Annotated in this window: 17 protein-coding genes; 6 read left to right on the top strand and 11 right to left on the bottom strand. The window is 62.2% G+C overall.

All coding sequences use genetic code 11. The features are described from left to right. Nucleotides 1-47 precede the first annotated feature (47 nt). From HX824_RS10930 to HX824_RS10910, 5 genes are all read right to left on the bottom strand, one after another. Nucleotides 48-1,307, bottom strand: coding sequence for an FAD-binding oxidoreductase (locus HX824_RS10930; protein WP_008438735.1), 1,260 nt, complete (start codon nucleotides 1,305-1,307; stop codon nucleotides 48-50). Nucleotides 1,308-1,310: 3 nt separating this feature from the next. After that, nucleotides 1,311-2,882 (bottom strand): aldehyde dehydrogenase (NADP(+)), encoded by a 1,572-nt coding sequence (locus HX824_RS10925; RefSeq protein ID WP_008438734.1) that lies wholly within the window; start codon nucleotides 2,880-2,882, stop codon nucleotides 1,311-1,313. 179 nt (nucleotides 2,883-3,061) lie between these two features. Then, a complete protein-coding gene (locus HX824_RS10920) occupies nucleotides 3,062-4,009 on the bottom strand; it encodes a dihydrodipicolinate synthase family protein (protein ID WP_008438733.1) in 948 nt (315 codons plus the stop codon). Nucleotides 4,010-4,047: 38 nt separating this feature from the next. Beyond that, nucleotides 4,048-4,974: a 4-hydroxyproline epimerase gene (locus tag HX824_RS10915; protein WP_008438732.1), complete on the bottom strand. Its 927-nt coding sequence runs from the start codon at nucleotides 4,972-4,974 to the stop codon at nucleotides 4,048-4,050. 30 nt (nucleotides 4,975-5,004) lie between these two features. Further along, nucleotides 5,005-6,621: an APC family permease gene (locus tag HX824_RS10910; RefSeq protein WP_008438731.1), complete on the bottom strand. Its 1,617-nt coding sequence runs from the start codon at nucleotides 6,619-6,621 to the stop codon at nucleotides 5,005-5,007. A gap of 211 nt (nucleotides 6,622-6,832) precedes the next feature. Between HX824_RS10910 and HX824_RS10905 the strand changes: the two genes are divergently transcribed. Then, nucleotides 6,833-7,609, top strand: a complete 777-nt coding sequence (locus tag HX824_RS10905) for an AraC family transcriptional regulator (RefSeq protein ID WP_008438730.1) — start codon at nucleotides 6,833-6,835, stop codon at nucleotides 7,607-7,609. Nucleotides 7,610-7,675: 66 nt separating this feature from the next. Here the strand turns inward: HX824_RS10905 and HX824_RS10900 are convergent, their stop codons facing one another. Genes HX824_RS10900 through HX824_RS10890 form a run of 3 tightly spaced genes read right to left on the bottom strand, consistent with a single transcriptional unit; the run spans nucleotide 7,676 to nucleotide 11,116 of the window. Continuing rightward, a complete protein-coding gene (locus HX824_RS10900) occupies nucleotides 7,676-8,695 on the bottom strand; it encodes an SIS domain-containing protein (RefSeq protein ID WP_032899814.1) in 1,020 nt (339 codons plus the stop codon). Continuing rightward, a complete protein-coding gene (locus tag HX824_RS10895) occupies nucleotides 8,676-9,704 on the bottom strand; it encodes an ROK family protein (protein WP_008438722.1) in 1,029 nt (342 codons plus the stop codon). The genes HX824_RS10900 and HX824_RS10895 overlap by 20 nt, the downstream gene beginning before the upstream one ends. Before the next feature lie 8 nt (nucleotides 9,705-9,712). Then, on the bottom strand, nucleotides 9,713-11,116 hold the full coding sequence (locus HX824_RS10890; protein WP_008438720.1) for an APC family permease: 1,404 nt from the start codon (nucleotides 11,114-11,116) through the stop codon (nucleotides 9,713-9,715). A 212-nt stretch (nucleotides 11,117-11,328) separates the two neighbouring features. Between HX824_RS10890 and HX824_RS10885 the strand changes: the two genes are divergently transcribed. Beyond that, nucleotides 11,329-12,531 (top strand): ROK family transcriptional regulator, encoded by a 1,203-nt coding sequence (locus HX824_RS10885; protein WP_008438718.1) that lies wholly within the window; start codon nucleotides 11,329-11,331, stop codon nucleotides 12,529-12,531. Nucleotides 12,532-12,540: 9 nt separating this feature from the next. On the opposite strand, the gene HX824_RS10880 is transcribed toward HX824_RS10885, so the two are convergent. The 3 genes from HX824_RS10880 to HX824_RS10870 all read right to left on the bottom strand — a co-directional run bounded on the left by HX824_RS10880 (nucleotide 12,541) and on the right by HX824_RS10870 (nucleotide 15,895). Then, nucleotides 12,541-13,455 carry an SGNH/GDSL hydrolase family protein gene (locus tag HX824_RS10880; RefSeq protein WP_008438716.1) on the bottom strand — a complete coding sequence of 305 codons (915 nt, stop codon included), beginning with the start codon at nucleotides 13,453-13,455 and terminating at the stop codon, nucleotides 12,541-12,543. A gap of 117 nt (nucleotides 13,456-13,572) precedes the next feature. Continuing rightward, entirely contained in the window at nucleotides 13,573-14,859 is a 1,287-nt protein-coding gene (locus tag HX824_RS10875; protein ID WP_008438714.1) for a CitMHS family transporter, read from the bottom strand. A 109-nt stretch (nucleotides 14,860-14,968) separates the two neighbouring features. Then, a complete protein-coding gene (locus tag HX824_RS10870; RefSeq protein WP_177054533.1) occupies nucleotides 14,969-15,895 on the bottom strand; it encodes an SMP-30/gluconolactonase/LRE family protein in 927 nt (308 codons plus the stop codon). Nucleotides 15,896-16,215: 320 nt separating this feature from the next. Here HX824_RS10870 and HX824_RS10865 point away from each other — a divergent pair, with 320 nt between their 5' ends. The 4 genes from HX824_RS10865 (at nucleotide 16,216) to HX824_RS10850 (ending at nucleotide 20,602) form a co-directional block, all read left to right on the top strand. Next, nucleotides 16,216-17,157, top strand: a complete 942-nt coding sequence (locus HX824_RS10865) for a hydroxymethylglutaryl-CoA lyase (RefSeq protein ID WP_177054532.1) — start codon at nucleotides 16,216-16,218, stop codon at nucleotides 17,155-17,157. Beyond that, nucleotides 17,154-18,353: a CaiB/BaiF CoA-transferase family protein gene (locus HX824_RS10860; RefSeq protein ID WP_003219995.1), complete on the top strand. Its 1,200-nt coding sequence runs from the start codon at nucleotides 17,154-17,156 to the stop codon at nucleotides 18,351-18,353. Before HX824_RS10865 ends, HX824_RS10860 begins: the two co-directional genes overlap by 4 nt. A 47-nt stretch (nucleotides 18,354-18,400) precedes the next feature. Next, on the top strand, nucleotides 18,401-19,720 hold the full coding sequence (locus tag HX824_RS10855) for an MFS transporter (protein WP_003219994.1): 1,320 nt from the start codon (nucleotides 18,401-18,403) through the stop codon (nucleotides 19,718-19,720). 117 nt (nucleotides 19,721-19,837) lie between these two features. After that, nucleotides 19,838-20,602: an IclR family transcriptional regulator gene (locus HX824_RS10850; RefSeq protein ID WP_003219993.1), complete on the top strand. Its 765-nt coding sequence runs from the start codon at nucleotides 19,838-19,840 to the stop codon at nucleotides 20,600-20,602. Nucleotides 20,603-20,635: the final 33 nt, after the last annotated feature.

Genomic DNA, 20,635 nt, shown 5'->3' with positions numbered 1-20,635 from the left:
TTGTATCACCGAAAGTGCGAAACAGTAGCAAGACGTTTCCGATGATCTCAGAAACGATCCAGCCGGTAGGGCTCTAGCGCCGGCAGCCCGTTGGACGCGGCCGCAGGCGATGCCAGCCGTGCAATCAACTCCGCCGTCACCGCAGCCTGCGTCAGGCCCAGATGCTGATGCCCAAAGGCAAGCAGCACCTTGCCCTTGCACACCTTGTCGATAATCGGCAGCGAGTCCGGCAGGGAAGGGCGAAACCCCATCCACGGCGTCGCGTCCTCGGCACTCAAGTCACGACGAAACAGCCCCTGGCTCAGTCGATGCAACTGCCACGCGCGTTCCATGTTCGGTGGGCGATCAAGGCCGGCGAACTCCACGGTACCTGCCAGCCGCAATCCGCCGTCCATGGGCGTCATGATGAACTTGCGCTCCAATGACGTGACCGCAAACGGCAACCGTCCATGCTCATGGGGCAACATCAGGTGATAGCCGCGCTCTGTATCCAGCGGGACCTTTTTGCCAGTCAGTGCGCCGGTCAGGCTGGCTGAGTGCGCACCGCATGCGATCAACACCTGGCACGCGGCCACGATGCCTTGGTCGGTCCGCAATGAAACACCGTGCTCGTCCAGCTTCCCGCCCACGACCTGACGCTTGAGAAATTGCACCCCGCTGGCTTTGGCCGCCTCCATCAGCTCGCAAACCACCCCATAGGGATCGAGAAAATGCCCGGTGCGTGGAAAAAACAACCCGCCCTGAATCCCTTTGCTGAGTTGTGGCGCCGCGTCCTGCACCACGCTCGCGTGCCAGTGGTCCACCGGCACTTCCTGCTGACTCATGCGTGCCTGCAATGCATCAATGGCCTGTCGCGACTCGGCGCGCTCGAAGACCAGCAACGAGCCGTCTTCGCGCATCAGGTGCGGGCGCTCGATGCTGCCCAGCAGCCGGTGCCAGGCGCCCAGGCTGCCTTCATTGAGCGCGCGGATCCCGGCGACGGTGCGCTGGAAGGGCGCCGGGCGCAGGTTCAGCAGCAGCCGGGTAAACCACGGCAGTGCACGCGGCAGGTATTTCCAGTCCAGGCGCAGCGGGCCCATCGGGTCCATGAGCATGGCGGGCAAACGCGTCAGGATCGACGCATCCGCGATGGGGAACACTTGCTCGGTCGCCAGGTGGCCGGCATTGCCGAACGAGGCGCCGTGGCCAGGTTCCTGCTGATCGATGATGACCACCCGCCGGCCCTGGCGCGCCAGTTGCAGCGCGCAGGCGACGCCGATGATGCCGGCGCCCACTACGGCGACGTCTGGCATGACGTTATCGGACATGTTCTAGGCTTCCCTCTGACCGTCGAGCAAGCGCCGCAGCAGCAATGGGTTGCCGTGTTGCAGGGCCGTCGGCAGCAAGCTATCCGGGAAATCCTGGTAGCACACCGGCCGCAGGAATCGCAGGATCGCGGCGGTGCCCACCGAGGTGGTGCGTGAGTCCGAGGTGGCCGGGAATGGTCCTCCGTGCACCATCGCATCACACACTTCAACGCCGGTCGGCCAGCCGTTGACCAGCAGGCGGCCGGCCTTGCGTTCCAGGGTCGGCAGCAGCGCGCGGGCAGTTGCCAGGTCGTCGTCATCCAGATGCAGGGTTGCGGTCAGTTGGCCCTCCAGGTGTTCGCTGACCTGGCGGACCTCATCGACGTTGGCACATTGCACGATCAATGACGTGGCGCCGAATATCTCGGCTTGCAGGCTGTGATTGGCGAGAAAGTCCCGGGCCTGGGTCACGAACAAATGGGCCTGTCCCTGGTTCGGCCCTTCTGCCGGCAGACCGGTACCTGCGAGCTGAGCATGCCGGGTCAGGGCGCTGACGCCGTCTTCGTAAGCCTTGAAGATCCCCGGTGTCAGCATGGTCTGGGCAGTGCTGTGTTGAAGCAGGTTGGCAGCCGTGCCGACGAAGTGGTCCAGCGCTTGCCCTGCAACGGCAATCACCAGCCCGGGGTTGGTGCAGAACTGGCCGGCACCCTGGGTCAGGGACACGACAAAACCTTGTGCCAATGCTTCACCGCGTGCGCTCAACGCAGCGGGAAACAGGTAGACCGGATTGATCGAGCTCATCTCTGCATACACCGGGATCGGCACGGGGCGCGCCTGGGCCGCCTGGCACAAGGCAATACCGCCGCTGCGCGAGCCGGTGAAACCCACGGCCTTGATGCGCGGATCGCACACCAGCGCGATACCGACCTCGCGGCCCGAGCCATACAACAGCGAAAACACACCCTCAGGCAGGCCACATTGCTGAACGGCCCGGGCCACCGCGCGGCCCACCAGTTCGCTGGTGCCAGGATGCGCGCCGTGTGCCTTCACGATCACCGGGCAACCGGCCGCCAGTGCCGACGCGGTATCACCGCCCGCCACCGAGAATGCCAGCGGAAAATTGCTCGCGCCGAACACGGCCACCGGCCCCAGCGGTATGTGGCGTTGACGCAGGTCCGAGCGAGGCAGCGGCTGGCGTTCCGGTTGTGCAGTATCCACCCGCACATCCAGCCATTCACCCGCGCGCACGGTGCGGGCAAAGGTGCGCAATTGCTGGCAGGTGCGCCCGCGTTCGCCCTGGATGCGTGGGCGGGGCAGGCCGGTCTCGGCCATCGCCCGTTCAATCAGTTCATCGCCCAGGGCTTCGATTTCGTTGGCGATGGTTTCAAGGAATTCGGCGCGAGCGGCCAACGGCGTTTCGCGATAGCTATCGAAGGCGCTCCAGGCCAACGCACAGGCGTGTTCGACATGTTCGGCGGTGCCGCCGGCGTAGGCGGGTTCCAACGCAAGGTTGGTGGCAGGATTGATCGCCCGGATGGCCTCGCGGCTGCCTGGAATGGAGTGCTGACCAATCAGCATGGTGCCCGTCAGAGTCATGGCGTAGTCCTGGAAAGTAAAGATTGGCTTGGCGAAGAGAATCCACTGTGGGAGCTGTCGAGCCCCAGCGAGGCTGCGATGCAGGCGCTGCGGTCTGGCAGGTACACCGCAGTGATCCCATCGCAGCCTCGCCGGAGCTCGACAGCTCCTACATTTGATCTTTGCTGCCTTGAGTATTTTTAAGCGACGTTCTGCTCGGCCGACCAGTTGGCGTACCACTGGCGGAACAGCGCGTACTGGTTCTCTGCATAACGACGCTGGGCATCGCTGAGGGCATCGGTCTCGTTGAAGTGCAGGGTGTATTCCTTGTCGCCGTTGAGCACCATCAGATGCTTGTAGAACAGCACCAGGTCGCAGCCTTCGTCGAAGGACGACAGCACCGCCAGCGCCGACTCCAACTCCCGCGCCTGGCGACGTGCAGTGGCGTCGCCATTGGCGGCTTTCTTGCTCAAGGCCACCAGTTGCAGGACTTCCCGTGGCAGTGCATTGCCGATGCCGGTGATTGCGCCGGTGGCGTTGCAGTTGACGAAACCGTGCACCACTTGGGTGTCCACGCCGACCATCAAGGTCACGTCATCGTCCTTGGAGGTGATGTGTTCGGCCGCGTAGCGCAGGTCTGCAGCACCGCCGAATTCCTTGAAGCCGATCAGGTTCGGGTACTCGCGACGCAGTTCGAAGAACAGGTCGGCGCGGGTGGCGAAGCCGTAGTAAGGGCTGTTGTAGATCACCGCCGGCAGGTTTGGCGCCGCCTTGAGGATGGCTGCAAAGTGATCTTTTTGCGCCGTCGCCGATGCGCCACGGGACAGCACCCGCGGGATGACCATCAAACCATGGGCGCCGACCTTCGCCGCATGCGCTGCATGGGCCACGGCTTCACGGCTGTTGACCGCGCCGGTGCCGACGATGGTCGGCACACCGGCGGCCACCAGGCGCGCCACGCCTTCCTGGCGCTCGGCCTCGGTCAGCAACGGCCAGTCGCCCATAGAGCCGCAGTACACCACCGCGCTCATGCCGATATCGATCAGTTCGCGGCCCTTGGCGACCAGTGCGTCAAAGTCCGGTTTGCGCTGGGCGGTGCACGGCGTCATCAATGCAGGGATGCAACCGGTGAAGATAGTGGTATTCATTGTTTCAGCTCCAGTTTGATTGAAGGGGCGGGGGCGGTTCAGATGCCCCACGCGAAGGGGTCCTGTTCGTCGATCAGCAAGGTGCTGTCGGCGGTCATGTAGGCGCGGCCGGTGATGGAAGGGCGCACACGTTCGCCCTCCCATTCATAGCTGCCTTCGAATTGGCTGCCGGTGATGCTGGCTTGTATCCACGGCTCACCGGCGGCGAGTTTCCCGTCGGCCGCCAGGCATGCGAGCTTGGCGCTGGTGCCGGTGCCGCAGGGCGAGCGGTCGTAGGCCTTGCCTGGGCACATGACAAAGTTGCGGCTGTCGGCCTGGGGGTCGTCGGCGAACAGTTCGATATGGTCGATCAGGGCGCCGTCTTCGCCGTGGATGCCCTGGGCTTCGAGGGCCTTGAGCATTGTCCAGGTGTAGTCGGTCAGGGCTTCGACGTTGTCCATTTCCAGTGCTTGGCCATGATCGGAAACCAGGAAGAACCAATTGCCGCCCCAGGCGATATCGCCGTGGACCAAGCCATGTCCAGGCACTTGCACCGAGACATGCTGGCGATAGCGATAGGCGGGCACATTGCGCAACGTGACCGCGCCGTCGGCGTGCAACGTGGCGCTCACCGGGCCTACCGGCGTGTCGATCTTGTGCACCCCCGGCGCGATCTGCCCCAAGTGGTGCAACGAGGCAACCAGGCCGATGGTGCCGTGGCCGCACATGCCGAGGTAGCCGGCGTTATTGAAGAAAATCACGCCGCAGGTGGCATCGGCCGAGACCGGCGCGCAATACAGCGCGCCCACCAGTACATCGTTGCCACGGGGCTCCAGCAGGCACGCCCTGCGCCATTGGTCATGCCGGGTGCGCAGGTCGTCGAGCTTGTCGACCATGGTCTCGCCGGCCAGCGTGGGAAACCCCGTCATCACCAGGCGGGTGGGTTCGCCGCCGGTGTGGGAATCAATGATGTGCACTCGTTTCATAGAACAATCCATCCAGTGGTTGGCTGAGGCTCAGGAAGCAAGCTGCACTCGGCCGATGTCGGGCTCAGGGGCTTCGCTTTCGTCGTCTTCGGTTTCCAGGCGAACCAGGTGCGCCGGCACGCCGGTGGCCGCGCCCCAGTAATAAATCCCCAGCGCGCAAGCGGCGACGACCACGGTGTCGAAGGGATGGCCGAGGATGCCCAGGCCACCGAAGCTGCCGAGCTTCGACAGGATGATGGTCACGGCGTAGAAGCCGATCAGCCAGGCGGAGGAGCGAACCTGGCGGCCCAGGCTCAGGTGCAGGGTCGGCACAAAACGGCCGCACAGCAGGTACACCACGAACATCAGGATTTGCAGGCCGAGCAGCCACGACACGGTGCTCCAGCCGGACCAGTAGACGATCAGCGCGGCGATGATGAACGACAGCGGGCCGAGCAAGCCCATCCACTTGACCCGGAACGGGCGCGGCAGGTCAGGTGCATTGCGGCGCAGGGCGGCCACGGATACCGGCGCCACGGCGTAGCTCAACACCAGCGCGGCGGACACCACGTTGATCAGCGCTTCCCACGACGGGAAGGGCAGGGTCCAGAACACCGACAGGCCAAAGGTCAGCCACAGCGCCGGGCGCGGGATGCCGGACTTTTCATCGATGCGGGTGAAGATCTTGAAGAAGGTCCCGGTTTGCGCCCAGCCGTAGATCACCCGTGGCGTGGCGTTCATGTAGATATTGCCGCAGCCGCTGGGGGAGATCACGGCGTCGGCGACCACCAGGTACGCCAGCCAGCCCACGCCCAGGGCGAGCGCGATGTCGCGGTACGGCAGGGCCAGTTCCTTGGCGACGCCGGCCCAGCCGTTGGCGAGCATTTCGGTGGGGATGCCGCCGAGGAAAGCGGTCTGCAACAGCACGTAGATTGCAGTGGAGAGCAGCACCGACAGGATCAGTGCAATCGGAATGGTGCGTTGCGGGTTCTTCACTTCGCTGGCCACCGAGATGATTGGCGTCAGACCCAGGTAGGCGAAAATCACCCCGCCGGCAGACACGGCCATTTCAATCCCCGACAGGCCGAACGGCGCGAAGCCCTGGGCGTGGAAATTCTCCGGCTTGAAAAAGGTGAACAGCACGCCGATCACCAGCAGCGGCACGATGAACTTGAACACGCTGACCAGGTTATTGGCCATGGCGAAGGTCTTCACGCTGCGGTAGTTGAGGGCGAAAAACAGCGAGAGCAGCGCAAACTGCACGAACCAGCCGAGGACGGTGGGGTTGCTGGAACCCGCCTGCGTCAACTCGGGAAACCACGCCGCGGCGTATTGGCGCGAGGCGACCACTTCAATTGCTACCAGGCTTGAAAACGCGATCAGCGTGATAAAGCCCATCAGGTAGCCCAGCAGCGGGCCGTGGGAATAGACCGGGTAGCGCACCACACCGCCGGCGCGGGGCAATGCCGCCCCCAGTTCGCAATACACGATGCCCAGCAGCAACACGGCGAAGCCGCCCAGCAACCAGGAAAAAATCCCCGCCGGTCCGGCGATGGCGGAGACGTGACTGGCCGCGAACAGCCAGCCCGAACCGAAGATCGCTCCCAGTCCGATAAAGGTGAGGTCGATCAATGAAAGCTGTTTCTTGAACTTGCCTTGGGCTGACATGGCGGCGCCTTCTTGTGGGTTATTGGATAGGCATGCAGTGGCCATACAGTGAACCCATCGACGGCGCCGCGATTGATGTTTTGCGCAGGCTGCGATGACGAAATCAGCACAATTGCGAGTGCTCGACAGGGCCACCGCCATGCGGCAATCTGCTCGCCAGGCACCGCCCGCCGGGCGCCTGGCCTGTCCGCAAAATGCAGGAGAGAGCGTCATGATGCAGAGCGCGTTCGCCACCCTATGCCAAGGGAGCGAGTCGAATCGTCCACAGACCATCGAAGAATTACTGGCCGGCGTGGGGTTGCTGTTGCCGATGCTGGACGTGATTCCCAATGCCGCGATCTTTATCAAGGACGTGCAGGCGCGCTACGTATTGGCCAACCGCACCCTGGTGCAGCGGTGCGGCTTGAAGGACTTGCAACCGCTGTTGGGAAAAACCAGCGCCGAGGTATTTCCCGCGCAGTTGGGGCCCGGCTATACCGAGCAGGATCGGCGGGTGCTGGAGCAGGGATTTGTCCTCGAAGACCAGTTGGAACTGCACCTCTACGGTACCCGCGAGCCGGGTTGGTGCCTGACCCACAAATGGCCGCTGTACAGCCGCGACGCTGCAATCATCGGCCTGGCGGGCATCTCGGTCGACCTGCAAACCGCCAGCGAAACCCACCCGGCCTATCAACGGCTGGCGGCGGTGGACGAGCACATCCGGGCGCATTTCAATCGGCGGGTCACGTTGGGTGAACTGACGCGGATCGCCGGGATTTCCGTGGCGCAGCTGGAGCGCTACTGCAAGCGCGTGTTCCACCTGACACCGCGCCAGATGATCCAGAAGGTACGCCTGGAACATGCGCACCGGCTGCTGCATACCGAGCTGCCGATCACTGAGGTGGCGTTGCAGTGCGGGTATACCGACCACAGTGCGTTTACCCGGCAGTTCAAGGCGTTGACCGGGTTTACGCCGCGCCAGTATCGGCAGGCGACGAGTGCGCAGTGATTCTAATTGATATCTTCTACGTACAATCGCCACTGGCCAACGCCCGCCGGGCGGTTTCCCCCTGACTCAGTGGGTTTGCGTGACCTTCTTCAAAAACCTCGGCTGATCCGGATTACGCCCCCGCTCCACGGCCAGTTGCGCCGCGATCAGGTAAAACCCCTGGATCATGGTGAACGGCTCCAGCAATTGATGCGCGGTTGGAACGCTGGGCAGCAATCCCGCACAAGCGGTGCCCCGTGGCGCCACTACCATCACCTTGGCGCCGCGTGCGCGCATGTCGTCGGCGAACGCCAGCGTGCCCGCTTGCTCGGGGCCCGAAGGGGCGAACGCCAGCACGGGATAACCTTCCTCAATGATTTCCATCGGCCCGTGCCGGACCTCGGCGCTGGAAAACGCTTCGGCTTGAATGCCTGAGGTTTCCTTGAGTTTGAGCGCGGCTTCCTGGGCAATCGGCAGGGCGGCACCGCGACCGATCACGATCATCTTGTCGGCGCTTTGCAGTACGTTGAGCACCGGTGACCAGTCCTCGCTCGCGGCTTCATTCATCTGCCGTGGCAGCGAGAGTAGCGCTTGACCCAAGGTGTTATCTGCGGCCAGGCGGGCCACGATTTGAGCGCTTGCCATTAACATCGCTACATAGCTTTTGGTCGCCGCCACGCTTTGTTCCAGGCCGGCGGGCAAGAGGATTTCATGCCCGGTGATGGCCGCCAGTGGCGAGTCCGCCGTGTTGACCAGTGCGACCGAGGCCGCACCCTGTTGTTGCAGATACCTCACGCTGTCGATCAAGTCCGGGCTTTTACCGGACTGGGAAAAGGCGGCCACCCAGCATTTTTTCAGGCGCAGCGGCGGTTGTTGCAGGCTGGCCAGTGACAGCGGGATCGACAGGCAGGGCACGCCCACCAGGCTCATCATCGCGTAGCTGAAATAGGCGGCTGCGTGGTCCGAACTGCCGCGCGCGACGGTGATGATCAGTTCGGGCAAGTCGCTTTCCAACTGCGCGACCAGTGCGCGCACGGCGCGGTCATCATCAAGCATGCGTTGCAGGATAGTCGGGATCGACGCGGTTTCACTGAGCATCAATGACATGACTCAACTCCTGATAAAGGGTGTTGCCGGCGTTGAGCACCTGCTGCGCGATGGCGTTCAAGCCGACGGCTTCCATGGCCATGCTCAGGGCTCCCCACAGCGGTGCGTCGTGGGTGAAATGCGCAGCGGCGATAGTGGGCGGGAAGGGCACCACGCGGCGGATCAGTTGCTCGAGGATCGGCGCCAGTGTCGAGGCCTGGCGGTACAGGCCACCACCAATCGCGATGCGCTCCACATCCAGCGCCACCGCCAGGTTGGCCACTTGCACGGCGCACGCGGCGATCCGCAGCTCCAGCGCCTGGCGTACCTGCGGGTCGACGCTGGAAAACAGGTCCAGCGCCTGATGCCCGTGCCCAAGCATCTGCACCGCCAACTCGCTCAAGGCGTTACCGGAAAACAGCTCTTCCAGCGGCGCGCCACCGTGCTCATAGGTACGCCACTGATCAGGCTGCGCTGGGTCGAGAAACGGTGACAGCAGGTAGGCGATTTCCATGGCGGCGCCGTTGTGGCCGCGAATCAGTTTGCCGTTGGCAATCGCCGCCGCCGAAAGGCCCGTGCCCAGGTTCAGGTAGATCGCGTTGTCGACACCGGCCAGCGAGCCCCAGCGGACTTCGGCCAGGGCGCCGGCCTTTACATCGTTATCGAGGGCTACCGGGGCATTGCCAAACGCCTGGGCGATCAACCCTTGCAGGTCGAGGCGTTCGAAGCCCGGGGTGTTGGGCGCCATCAGCAAGGTGGGCCCGCGCACCACGCCGGGAAACACCGCCGCCACGCTCAGCACCGGCAGGTCGCCGAACTCGGCCACACAGGCATGGGCGGCATCCAGGATGCGTTGCAGTGCCGGCACGCCGGATAAACCGTCGGCGTGGGTCGCGAGAATCCGCGTGTTCATGCGCGGGTGTGCAATGTTGTAGCAGGCGACCTGCGTCTTGGTGCCGCCGACATCAATCGCCAGCAGCAGCCCTTGCCGGGGCGCCGCAGCGCCCGTTGTTTTCAATGGTTCGTGCATAACGCTCATCACTTATCGAAAGGCCACAGTTTTTGCACGCGCGCCCACAGCAGATAGGCCACGCTGCCGGCCGCTACCCACACCAGCGACCACTGGATTGGGTAAGCACCGGGGGCGTTATGGTTGGACGCCATATAGATATAAACCCAACCCAGCAGCGCGATAATCGCTGGTACCGGGTACAGCCACATTTTGTAAGGCCGGGCCAGGTGCGGCTTGGTCTTGCGCAGCACCAGCAACGAGATGATCTGCGCCACAGACTGCACCAGGATCATCACCGTGGTCAGCAGCTGAATCAGCGTGTTCAGGTCAGTCAGGCGTCCAATCATGAACCCCACAGATGTCAGCAGGCCCATGCTCAGGATGCCGTAGGTCGGGAACGCGTGCCTGGGGTGAACCTTGCTGAAGGCGTTGAAGAACACCTTGTCTTTTGCGGCTTCGAACGGCACCCGGGAACCGCCGAGCAGCCCGGCAAACACTGAAGCGACGGCAGTGATCAAGATCAGTACGGTGACGATCCCGGCGGCAGTGCTGCCCCAGGTTTCACTGAGTACGACCGAGGCTACGGACTTGTAGGCCGCGGATTCGGGGTCGAGCATGCGGTGCCAATCCACCACGCCCAAAACACCCACTTGCATCAACAGGTAGATGGCGAGAATGCCCATGATCGAAAACACGATCGACTTGGGAATCACCTTCCCGGGTTGCTCGACTTCACCGGCCAGGTACGCCGACGTGTTGTAGCCCAGGTAGTCATAAATACCGATGGTCAGGCCGCCGGCCATGCCCAGCCAGAAGCTGCTGTCGCCGAGGTTGAAGGCGCCCTCGGGGAAGCTGAAGGCCAGGTCGGCATGGAAATTGGTAAAGGCGGCGGCGATGAGCGCACCAATGCTGATCAGCATGATCACCCACAGCACGATGCTCAATTTGGCGATGGACTCGATCTTGCGCCACAGCATCACGATCACCAGCCAGATCACGGCGAGGCCGATCAGGTTGCCGGCGGTCTGGCTCATGTTGGGCCAGAACCATGTGAGGTATTGCACGAAGCCGATGATGCCGGTGGACATGATCAGCGGGATAAACAACATGGCCGTCCATACGAACAGGAACGGCAGCAGCTTGCCCGTGCGCTTGCCGAAGGCTTCCCGCAGGTAATTGTAAGTACCGCCCGCGCCGGGCAGCGAGGCACCAAGTTCGGCCCATACCAACCCGTCACACAGGGCGAGCAAGGCGCCGAGGATCCAGCCGAGGTAAGCCTGGGGGCCGCCCATGATCACGATCATGGTGGGAATGGTGATGAATGGCCCGACACCGCACATCTGGCTCATGTTCAGGGTAATGGCGGGGAACAGACCGATTTTGCGTTTGCCGTTGGGCAAGTCCGGATCGACGGGTGTCAACGTGCTCATGGGGGAACGACCTCTTAATCGAGTGACAGAAGGGGACAAGGGCAGTTGCAAAGGGATTGCGTGCCATCAAGGGCTTCTATCGACCCGTCATTGTTTTTATGGGGCGTAATCGGAAATTGCTGCAGGCGCAATCGTCCGAGGCGCTAAGAAAAGCACGATGCGAGTATTAATTCAACTTGATTTAATTAATCGCGGCGACGGATTATCAGCTCATGAAAAATCCCAAGCTCAAACGTGCGGTGACCACCGGCACCAACGCCGAACATGCCCGACAGCACAACCGTCGGGTGATCCTGGAAGCCATTCGCCAGAGCGGGCGCCTGACCCGCGCTGATCTCACGCGGCTGACCTCGCTGACGGCGCAGACGGTGTCGAACATCGTCACCGAGCTGCAGGAAGAGGGGGTCTTGCTGGCCCATGCGGCCGAGAAGGGCGGCCGTGGCCAGCCACCGGTACCGTTGTCGCTGAACCCCGAAGGCGGCTACTCGATCGGCTTTCACGTCGAACAACATCGCATCATTGCCGTGTTGCTGGACCTGCTCGGCGAGACGGTGGCGCAAGTGACATTGACGGTCAGCTACCCTACATTCGATCAGGCATTGCCGCTGATCGTGGGCTGCGTAAAGGATTTGCGCGGGCAGCGTGCGGGCGGCCGCTTCCTCGGCGTCGGCATTGCCTTGCCGGGGCCTTTCAGTGTTGAAGGCATGACCTGCGTGGGACCCACGGCGATGTCCGGCTGGGACGACCCGGGCATCCCGCTAAGGTTGCAGCGGGAAATCGGCCTTCCGGTGCTGATTGAAAACGACGCCACTGCAGCGACCATGGGCGAGCGGCTGTATGGCATCGCCAGCGGCCTGCATAACTTCGTCCATCTGTTTATCGGCAGCGGCCTGGGGGCTGGGCTGTACCTGGACAACCGCCTGTATTCCGGGCATTGGCACAACGCCGGCGAGATCGGGCACATGACCGTGATCCCTGGCGGCAAGACCTGTTACTGCGGTAATCAGGGCTGCCTGGAGCGCTACATTTCCATCGCCGCGCTGCTGGAGCACCTGGGGCATCCGGCCGAGCAGGACCTGGCGACGTGGGTCATGAATGACGAGGAACTCAATGAAGGCGTCGACGCCTGGCTCGACGAAGCGGCGCCCGCGTTGAAGCAGGCCATCAACATTCTTGAGTCGGTACTCGACCCGCAGACAATCCTCATCAGCGGCTTTCTGCCCCAAGCGATTCTGGTCCGGCTGATCGCCCGCCTCGAACCCCTGAGTCGCTCCATCAGCAGCCGCTCGGATCGCCTGCACCCACGCATTCAAATGGGCACCGCCGGGCACGACGCCGTGGCGCTGGGCGCGGCGGCGTTGATGATCCTGGCGGAAATCAGCCCGGACTACGAGGCGCTGCTCAAGCCGGAATAAACCCGGCTGTCAGCGGCTGGACTTCAGGGTTTCAAGCATCGCCTCGGCGGCCAGGGCATGGACCTTGCGCGTCGGGTGCCATTCATCCCAGTAGTAATGCGCATCCGGGTTTTCACACACCGGTTTCACGTCCGGATAGGTGTGTTGGCAGGGCGTATCGAGGTCTTTGAACCCAGCAACCTCGGGGGCGGCGCGCAGTTTGTCGCTGAACGCCACATGGTCGAAGTAGCTGATGCTGACCTGGTGGGTTTTGGCCAATGTGTTCAGCACTACCGGAAGTTTTTGTTCTAGCGTCTGCTGATAGTTTTTTGCATTCTCGACTTGATTGCCCTGCACCACCGCCGGCACATGAGTCAAATCCGTCGTGCCCACCACCATCACCTGCTTCGCGCCTGCAGCGATCAATGTCTCGGTGGCCGTCTGGATATTTGCCACGCTGTTCTGGCTGAGCACTGCAACCGATTCCGGGTGCGAGAAATCCGCCCATTCAAAAAAGTCGTTGGCGGAAATGAAGATGAAATACAGCGCCCTCGGGTCCGCCTTGTGTGCCTTGGCGGACGTCAGGTAATCAGCGATCTGGCCCGAAACGCCGGTGTCGCGCGCCGGCTCCATCCAGGTGTAGTAGTTGCCGTTGCCACTCTTGGCCCCGCCGACCGCGTAGTCGGTCAAGGGTATTTTCAAGGCGTGTGCCAGGTTCTCGACGGCAGTCGGGCCGTTGCTCCAGCGGCCTTTCCAATACAACGAACCGGGCAGTTCCTGCGCGTCCTTGACCTTCTGCGTGGCCAGGGTTTTGGTGAAGCGTTCGCCCGCGCCGTTGTCGGAGTAGCTATCACCGAATGCAAAAAGATGATCGTAACCAGGGGCGGCAAAGACGGTGGAGGCGGTCAGTACCAATAGAGCGGCCAAGCAAGTGCGTAGTGTCATTGGAAATCTCCCGGGCGGTCGCCCCAGAGTACCGGCGGCGCGGTATTTCCTCAGCGGCGGTTGCGACCTGTATGTAGCTGAGGGCGCAAGGACTGTCCCGCCCGCGACAGTCGTTCCTCAGTTGATGACGGTGATTGCACCTATCGCAATCGCCGCCAGCAACATCACCATCACCGTGCCCACGGTCCATTTCAGCGAGACGCGCTGGTTGTCGCCGTAGTCGATGTCCAGCAGGCCGCACAGCAGGTACGTCGAGGCCACCAACGGGCTGAGCAAGTGCACCGGCTGACCGATCAGCGAGGCAATCGCCATTTCCTTCGCATCAATTCCGTAGTGGGCAGCGGTCTGTGCCCAGATGGGCAGTACGCCGAAATAGAATGCATCGTTGGACAGCACATAGGTGAACGGCATGCTCAGCAGCGCGGTGATCACCGACAGGTAAGGCCCGGACTGTTGCGGCAGCAGCGCGATCAGGTTGTCGGAGATCGCCTTGACCATGCCGGTGCCGCCCATGATCCCGACAAAAATCCCCGCGGCAAAGATCAGCAAGGTCACCGCCATCACGTTGTCGGCATGCCGCGCGATGACTTCCTTTTGCTGCTTGATGGACGGGAAGTTGACCAGGCAGGCCAGGCCGAAGGCGATCATGAACAGGATCGGCAAGGGCATCAGGCTGATCATCATGCAGGTGATCAGGGCGATGGTCAGCACCACGTTGAACAGAAAACGCGGATCGCTCAGGCGAATATGCGCATAGCCCTTGAGCACTTCTTCCTCGCTGATGCTCACTCTGCCCAGGCGGCGGAATTCCATGCGCCCCAGCCACCAGGCGGCGAACAACACCCACACTGCACCGGCCAGCATGATCGGTACCATGCTCACGAACAGCTCGGTGATGTCCACATGCATCGCACTGGCCGCCCGGGAAAACGGCCCACCCCACGGCAGGATATTCATCACGCCAATCGACATCAGCAGCACGGTGGCCATGACTTGCAGGCGGATGCCGGTCAGCCGGTACAGCGGCAAAAACGCAGCGGTCGCAATGATGTAAGTGGTGGCGCCGTCGCCATCCAGGCCTACACACAGGCCAAGTACGGCGGTACCGACCACGATCTTGCGCGGGTCGCCCTTGACCAGGCGCAGGATCACTTTGATCAGCGGGTTGAACAGGCCTGCGTCGGTCATCAGGCAGAAATACAGGATCGCGAACGTCAGCATGATGCCGGTGGGGGCGAGCATCTTCAGGCCGTCGTACATCATGCCGCCCAGTTGCGGGGCGAAGCCGGCCAGGCAGCCGAAGACGATTGGTACCAGCAGCAGCGCCACCAGCGGTGACAGGCGCTTGCTCATGATCAGGTACATGAAGCAGACGATCATGGCGTAGCTCAGGAATATCAACATGGGTGTGCCTTCTTGTTGGTCTTATAGGGCGCCAGGCAAGTGACTGCCGGCTTTTTTCAGGGCGAACGAAGTCCCTGCGTGCTGCGCGCAGCGTTCAGTGCCGGTGGATTCAGCGGTGGGAAAACATCGGTTGGCCGGCGTGCTCCAGGTCGGCGACCAGGATCGAGCCGGTCGACGAATCGGTGATGAACAGTTGGCGGTTGCCCTCGCCGCCGAACGCCAGGTTGGTCAGGGTGCGGCCCTCGGTGCAGCTGCGGATGCGATAGAGCGGTACGGCGTGGGGATCGAATACCCAGACGCAGGCATTGCCGGCATCGCACACGTAGAGGTTGCCGAGCGCGTCGAGGGCCATGCCGTCGGCGCCACTCACGCCGCCCGCCAGTGCGGTGAAGATCCCGACTTTGCTTGTGCCGCCGTCGCGCTGGATCGGCAGGCGCCACACCGCGTTGCCCCGGGTCATGGCGACGAACAGCGCGTTTTGCGCCAGGTCCATGACCAGGCCGTTGGGGCTCGGGCCGTTGTTGATCAGGCAGGTGAGCGTCTGATTTTCCAGGTCGTAGGCGAATACACGACCGGTGGGATCCTGTTGGCCGGTCTGCCCCTGGTCGGTGAAGTAGAGCTTGCCGCCAGCGTCGAAGAACAGGTCGTTCACACCCTTGAAGCCTTCGCTGCGGTGGTGAGTCAGAAACGGTGTGATGACGCCACTGGCAGGGTCCAGGGTCAGGATGCCGTGCTTGTAGTCGGCAATGAAAATACGCCCGTCGCGATGGATCTTCAGGCCGTTGGGCCAGCCGTCGTATTGCACCACCAGGGTCCAGTTGCCGTGCGGGTCGATGCGAAAGATCCGGCCGTAGGGAATGTCCGTGACATAGAGATTGCCCTGCACATCGAAGGACGGTCCTTCGAGGAAGCTTTTCACTCGATGGCCGGGTTTGTTGGCGTGCACCCACTCGGAGTCTCCGTCCTTGCAGAAAACCTGCGGCAATGTGCTGAAGACGCGAGTGGGCAAATCACGAGGCGGGGCATACAGGCTCACAGGATCAACTCCTACGGAACGGGCAAGGCACCTCTGAAAAGGAGGTAAGCCTTGTCTCATTATTGTTTTGTTCTGCTGGATAGAACGATGTACTTTCTAATAGAACAAATGTCGAGGTTATTTCTTGGGCTGTCAACCCTGTCTTTTGCCATATCAGATCAATGCAATGGATTGGCTTGCCCGTTGATCAACCAAATATAAGTAAAAAGCGCTGGGCGCTTTTCGGACGTTGACAGTGAAAATTAACGCGCTCATTATTTATTTCAGAACATCGTTCTGTCAGATAGAACAAGTATGAATTGACCTTTAAAGGCCTGGTGATGACCGCTAATAAAAACATCGACATTCTGATCAGCGAGGTAGGCCCGCGTGATGGCCTGCAAAGCGTCGCCGCGACGATGCCTACCGCGCTGAAATTGCAGTGGCTAACGGCTTTGGCCGACGCCGGCCTCAAGGAAATCGAGATAGGCTCATTCGTCTCCCCCAAGCTGCTGCCGCAGATGGCCGATGCGGCGCACTTAGTGGTGCATATGCGTCAACGCCGGGACGTGTTTGTCACGGCGCTGGTGCCGAACCTCAAGGGCGCCCAGGCCGCTTTCGACGCCGGCGTGCAGAAAATCACCCTGCCGATCTCCGTCAGCGAGCCGCATTCCTTGGCCAATATCCGCAAGACTCATCAACAGGTGTTCGAGGAGGTTCGCCAGGTCATTGCCCTGCGCAACGAACACTTCCCGAAGGTGCAAGTGGAGGCTGGGTTGTCGACGGTATTCGGTTGCACGATCCAGGGCGAAGTGCCTGAGGACGATGTGATTCGCATGGCGCTGCGCATGGCCGAGCTGGGCGTGGATGAGGTAGGGCTGGCGGACACCGTCGGCTATGCCAACCCGGCTCAGGTGCGCCGGGCGTTTATCCGCTTGCACAGCGAAATCGGCGCCAAGGCTGGCAGTGCCCATTTCCATAACACCCGCGGCCAGGGGCTGGCGAATGTGGTGGCGGCGCTCGATGTGGGGGTCACCACGTTCGACGCCTCACAGGGCGGGATTGGCGGCTGCCCATATGCGCCGGGCGCGTCGGGCAACATCGTGACCGAAGACCTGGTTTACCTGCTCGAATCCATGGGCCTGCGTACCGGCGTCGATATCGACAAGCTGGTGGCGGCACGTGAATGGCTGCAAAAAGGCCTGCCAGGCGAGCCGCTCTACGGGTTCATTCCGGATGCCGGCGTGGGCAAGAACTTCCACTACGCAGGGGCTGTACGATGAACACGCAGAATCACAAGATCCAGGCGCTGCCATTGGCGGGCATCCGCGTGGTCGAGTTTGTGCACATGGTCATGGGCCCGACCTGCGGGCTGGTGCTGGCCGATCTTGGTGCCGAAGTGATCAAGGTCGAACCGACGCCGGCTGGCGACAACACCCGGCGGTTGACCGGTTCGGGCGCCGGCTACTGGATGACCTACAACCGCAACAAGAAAAGCTTCGCCGTCGACATCAAGACCGAGGAAGGGATGGCGGCGGTGCGCAAGCTGATCGAAAGCGCCGACGTGGTCACCGAAAACTTTCGTCCAGGCGCCATGGAAAAACTCGGCCTGGGCTTTGAGCAGGTCAAGGCGATCAAGCCCGACGTTATCTACAGCTCCATGAAAGGCTTTTTGCCGGGCCCTTACGAACACCGCACTGCACTGGATGAGGTGGTGCAGATGATGTCCGGGCTCGCGTACATGACCGGCCCCGAAGGCCGCCCGCTACGCGCTGGTGCCTCGGTGAATGACGTGATGGGCGGGATGTTCAGCGCCATCTCGATCCTGGCCGCACTGTGGCAACGCAAGGCGACCGGGGAGGGCCAGTTTGTGCAGACCGGCCTGTTCGAGAACTCCGCGTTCCTGGTCGGCCAGCACATGATGCAGATGGCGACCACCGGCCAGCCGGCAGCGCCGATGCCCAGCCGTCTTTCAGCGTGGGCGATCTATGACGTGTTCAACGCCCGGGATGACGAGCAGGTGTTCATGGGCGTGGTGAGTGACAGCCAATGGCTGAGCTTCTGCCAGGCGTTTGGTTTTGAACAACTGGGCAGCGACCCCGAACTGGCGCGCAACACCCAGCGTGTGCATGCCCGTTCGCGAATCCTGCCGCTGGTGCGGGAGCGGCTGGCCACGCTGCCCAAGCAGCAAATCATGGACATGTGCGAGCAGGCCGGCTTGCCGTTCTCGCCGATCCAGCGGCCTCAGGATCTGTTTGACGATGTGCACCTGAATGCCTCCGGCGGCCTGGCGCACCTGACGCTGGATAACGGCGAGGAAGTGAAGGTGCCGATGCTGCCGTTTGAAATGAATGGCCGGCGTTTCGATACGCGCCTGAACGTGCCACAACTGGGCAGCCATTCGCAGGCGTTACTTGAAGAGCTGGGTTATGCCGCCAGCGATGTCGACGCCTTGCGCGCTCGTGGCGTGGTCCGCTAGGTCCTTTTGTCGCCATTCCAATAACAATAATGTCGAGGAAACCCGTCATGGCAATTGTCACGACACCTGCATCAGGCGCCCCAGCCATCACCGCCGTGGTGCTGGATGCAGAGCAAACCCGCGTCCTGCACAAGGCCGCCTGGCGTCTGATCCCGCTGCTCGCCCTGGCTTACTTTTTCAACTACCTGGACCGCACCAGCGTTGGCTACGCCGCCTTGCAAATGACCGAACAGCTGGGTTTGACCGCCACGCAATTCGGCCTGGGTGCGGGGATTATGTTCGTTGGCTACTGCCTGTGTGAGGTGCCGAGCAACCTGGCGATGTACCGCTTTGGCGCCCGGCGGTGGATGGCGCGCATCATGATTACCTGGGGGATTGCGGCGGCTGCCACCGCCTGGGTCGTCGGCCCCTACAGCTTCTACGCCATGCGCCTGGTGCTGGGTGTGGCCGAGGCCGGGTTCTTTCCCGGCGTGATCTTTTTCCTGACCCTGTGGTTTCCGGCGCAGTACCGCACGCGGGTGCTGGCATGGTTTACCGCGGCCACGCCGATTTCGTTCCTGGTGGGCGGCCCGCTGTCGGTGTGGCTCCTGCAAATGCACGGCATCTGGGGTTTGGCAGGCTGGCAATGGATGTTTCTGATCGAGGGCGTCCCGGCGTGCATCCTCGGGCTGATCACGTTGAAAGTGCTGACCAACCAGCCTTCCGAAGCCAAATGGCTGTCGGCACAGGAACGTGCCGTGCTCACCGGCTTGCTGGCTGAAGAGCAAAGCCAGGGCCAGCACCGCCACGGCTTCAAGGCTGCCCTGAAAGACCCTCGGGTGTGGATCCTCAGCTCGATTACCTTCAGTTTTACCCTGGGCTCCTACGGCATTGGAATCTGGCTGCCGCAGATGCTCAAGGCCCACGGTGTCGAGATCAGCATGATTGGCTGGGTGGCGGCGATTCCCTACTTTTTTGCAACCATCGGCCTGTTGGTTTGGGCGAAACACGTGGACCGCACCGGCAAGGGGATTTTCAACCTGACCGTGGCCATGCTGCTGGCTGGCCTGGCGCTATTGGTCGCCTTGCAGATGGACACATTGGTGGCCGCCCTGGCCGGGATCACCCTGGCGCTGGTGGGGACGATTGCCGGCAAGACCATTTTCTACACCTTGCCGGGCAAGTTCCTGCGTGGCCAGGCCGCTGCCGGTGGTATTGCGCTGATTAACTCGATTGGTGCCTTTGGCGGTTTTGTCGGGCCATACCTGATGGGCTTTCTCAAGGATTACACCGGCTCGTTCACGGCGGGCCTGATGGTGATGGGGTGCATCATGTTCGTCGCGGCCGCGATGGTTATGTCGCTGCGGCTTTTCCTGCGGGAAGCATAATGCGGTGGCTGCACCCCGGCGCAAAAGGGTATGTTACGGCGACTGAAAGTGTCTGGCGCGACCGGGACGGCAATGATGCCGCCGCTTGCGCCGGCGATGAATACCCAATGAGTGGCCATGAGTACCGAACCCAACAACAGTCTTGCTGATCAAGCCGGCAGTCCGGAAGGCGGCGTTGCTGCAGTCGATCGCGCGTTTTCCATTCTCGCGGCCTTTAATATCGACCAGGAGAGCTTGAGCCTGGCGGAGATCGCCCGGCGCACCGGCTTGTATAAAAGCACCATCCTGCGCCTGATCACCTCGCTGGAAAAAGCCGGGTTTGTGCGGCGCTTGAGTGACGGCCAATACGCCGTCGGGCCTGAACCTCTGCGCCTGTCCCAGCTATATCAAGCCTCGTTCCGCTTGCGGGATGTGATCCTGCCGCTGCTGGAATCCATCACCGAAGAGAGCGGCGAGACCTCGTCTTTTTACGTCTATGAAAACGGCAGCCGGGTGGTGTTGTTCCGTGTCGAGCCCAAGCGCGCGGTGCGGGTCTCGGTGCTGGAAGGCGCGCGGTTCCCGCTGCATGCCGGGGCTTCCGGCAAGGTCCTGCGCGCGTTCTCACGCCAGGGTGACGCCACACTGACTCAGGAGCGTGAACGCTGCTGGGCCTGCTCGTTCGGCGAACGCGACCCGGAAACCACCGCCGTCTCCGTCCCCGTGTTTGCAATGGGCGGTGAGCTCAAGGGCGCGTTGACGCTGTCGGGCCCCTCCGACCGATTGCTGAAAGAACACATCCCCCACGCCGCATCGATCCTGCTGCGCAACGCGGCGATCGCCACCAGCGCGTTGGGCGGCAACAACACCGCGTTGCGAGCGGCCCTGGAAAAACTCAATCCTTGAAGGGGTGGTGTTTTTGTGGGCTGATCTGGAATT

The sequence above is a fragment of the Pseudomonas sp. D4002 genome, assembly GCF_013385665.1.
Lineage (GTDB): Bacteria > Pseudomonadota > Gammaproteobacteria > Pseudomonadales > Pseudomonadaceae > Aquipseudomonas.
This window is presented reverse-complemented; position numbering and strand designations above follow the sequence as displayed.

Bases quoted from the DNA above. Each gene is read 5' to 3' on its own strand.
- HX824_RS10855 (WP_003219994.1), top strand. From the start codon at position 18,401: ATGGCAATTGTCACGACACCTGCATCAGGCGCCCCAGCCATCACCGCC.
- HX824_RS10910 (WP_008438731.1), bottom strand. From the start codon at position 6,621: ATGTCAGCCCAAGGCAAGTTCAAGAAACAGCTTTCATTGATCGACCTC.
- HX824_RS10890 (WP_008438720.1), bottom strand. From the start codon at position 11,116: ATGAGCACGTTGACACCCGTCGATCCGGACTTGCCCAACGGCAAACGC.
- HX824_RS10930 (WP_008438735.1), bottom strand. From the start codon at position 1,307: ATGTCCGATAACGTCATGCCAGACGTCGCCGTAGTGGGCGCCGGCATC.
- HX824_RS10875 (WP_008438714.1), bottom strand. From the start codon at position 14,859: ATGTTGATATTCCTGAGCTACGCCATGATCGTCTGCTTCATGTACCTG.
- HX824_RS10895 (WP_008438722.1), bottom strand. From the start codon at position 9,704: ATGCACGAACCATTGAAAACAACGGGCGCTGCGGCGCCCCGGCAAGGG.
- HX824_RS10920 (WP_008438733.1), bottom strand. From the start codon at position 4,009: ATGAATACCACTATCTTCACCGGTTGCATCCCTGCATTGATGACGCCG.
- HX824_RS10905 (WP_008438730.1), top strand. From the start codon at position 6,833: ATGATGCAGAGCGCGTTCGCCACCCTATGCCAAGGGAGCGAGTCGAAT.
- HX824_RS10925 (WP_008438734.1), bottom strand. From the start codon at position 2,882: ATGACTCTGACGGGCACCATGCTGATTGGTCAGCACTCCATTCCAGGC.
- HX824_RS10860 (WP_003219995.1), top strand. From the start codon at position 17,154: ATGAACACGCAGAATCACAAGATCCAGGCGCTGCCATTGGCGGGCATC.
- HX824_RS10865 (WP_177054532.1), top strand. From the start codon at position 16,216: ATGACCGCTAATAAAAACATCGACATTCTGATCAGCGAGGTAGGCCCG.
- HX824_RS10885 (WP_008438718.1), top strand. From the start codon at position 11,329: ATGAAAAATCCCAAGCTCAAACGTGCGGTGACCACCGGCACCAACGCC.
- HX824_RS10915 (WP_008438732.1), bottom strand. From the start codon at position 4,974: ATGAAACGAGTGCACATCATTGATTCCCACACCGGCGGCGAACCCACC.
- HX824_RS10900 (WP_032899814.1), bottom strand. From the start codon at position 8,695: ATGTCATTGATGCTCAGTGAAACCGCGTCGATCCCGACTATCCTGCAA.
- HX824_RS10850 (WP_003219993.1), top strand. From the start codon at position 19,838: ATGAGTACCGAACCCAACAACAGTCTTGCTGATCAAGCCGGCAGTCCG.
- HX824_RS10880 (WP_008438716.1), bottom strand. From the start codon at position 13,455: ATGACACTACGCACTTGCTTGGCCGCTCTATTGGTACTGACCGCCTCC.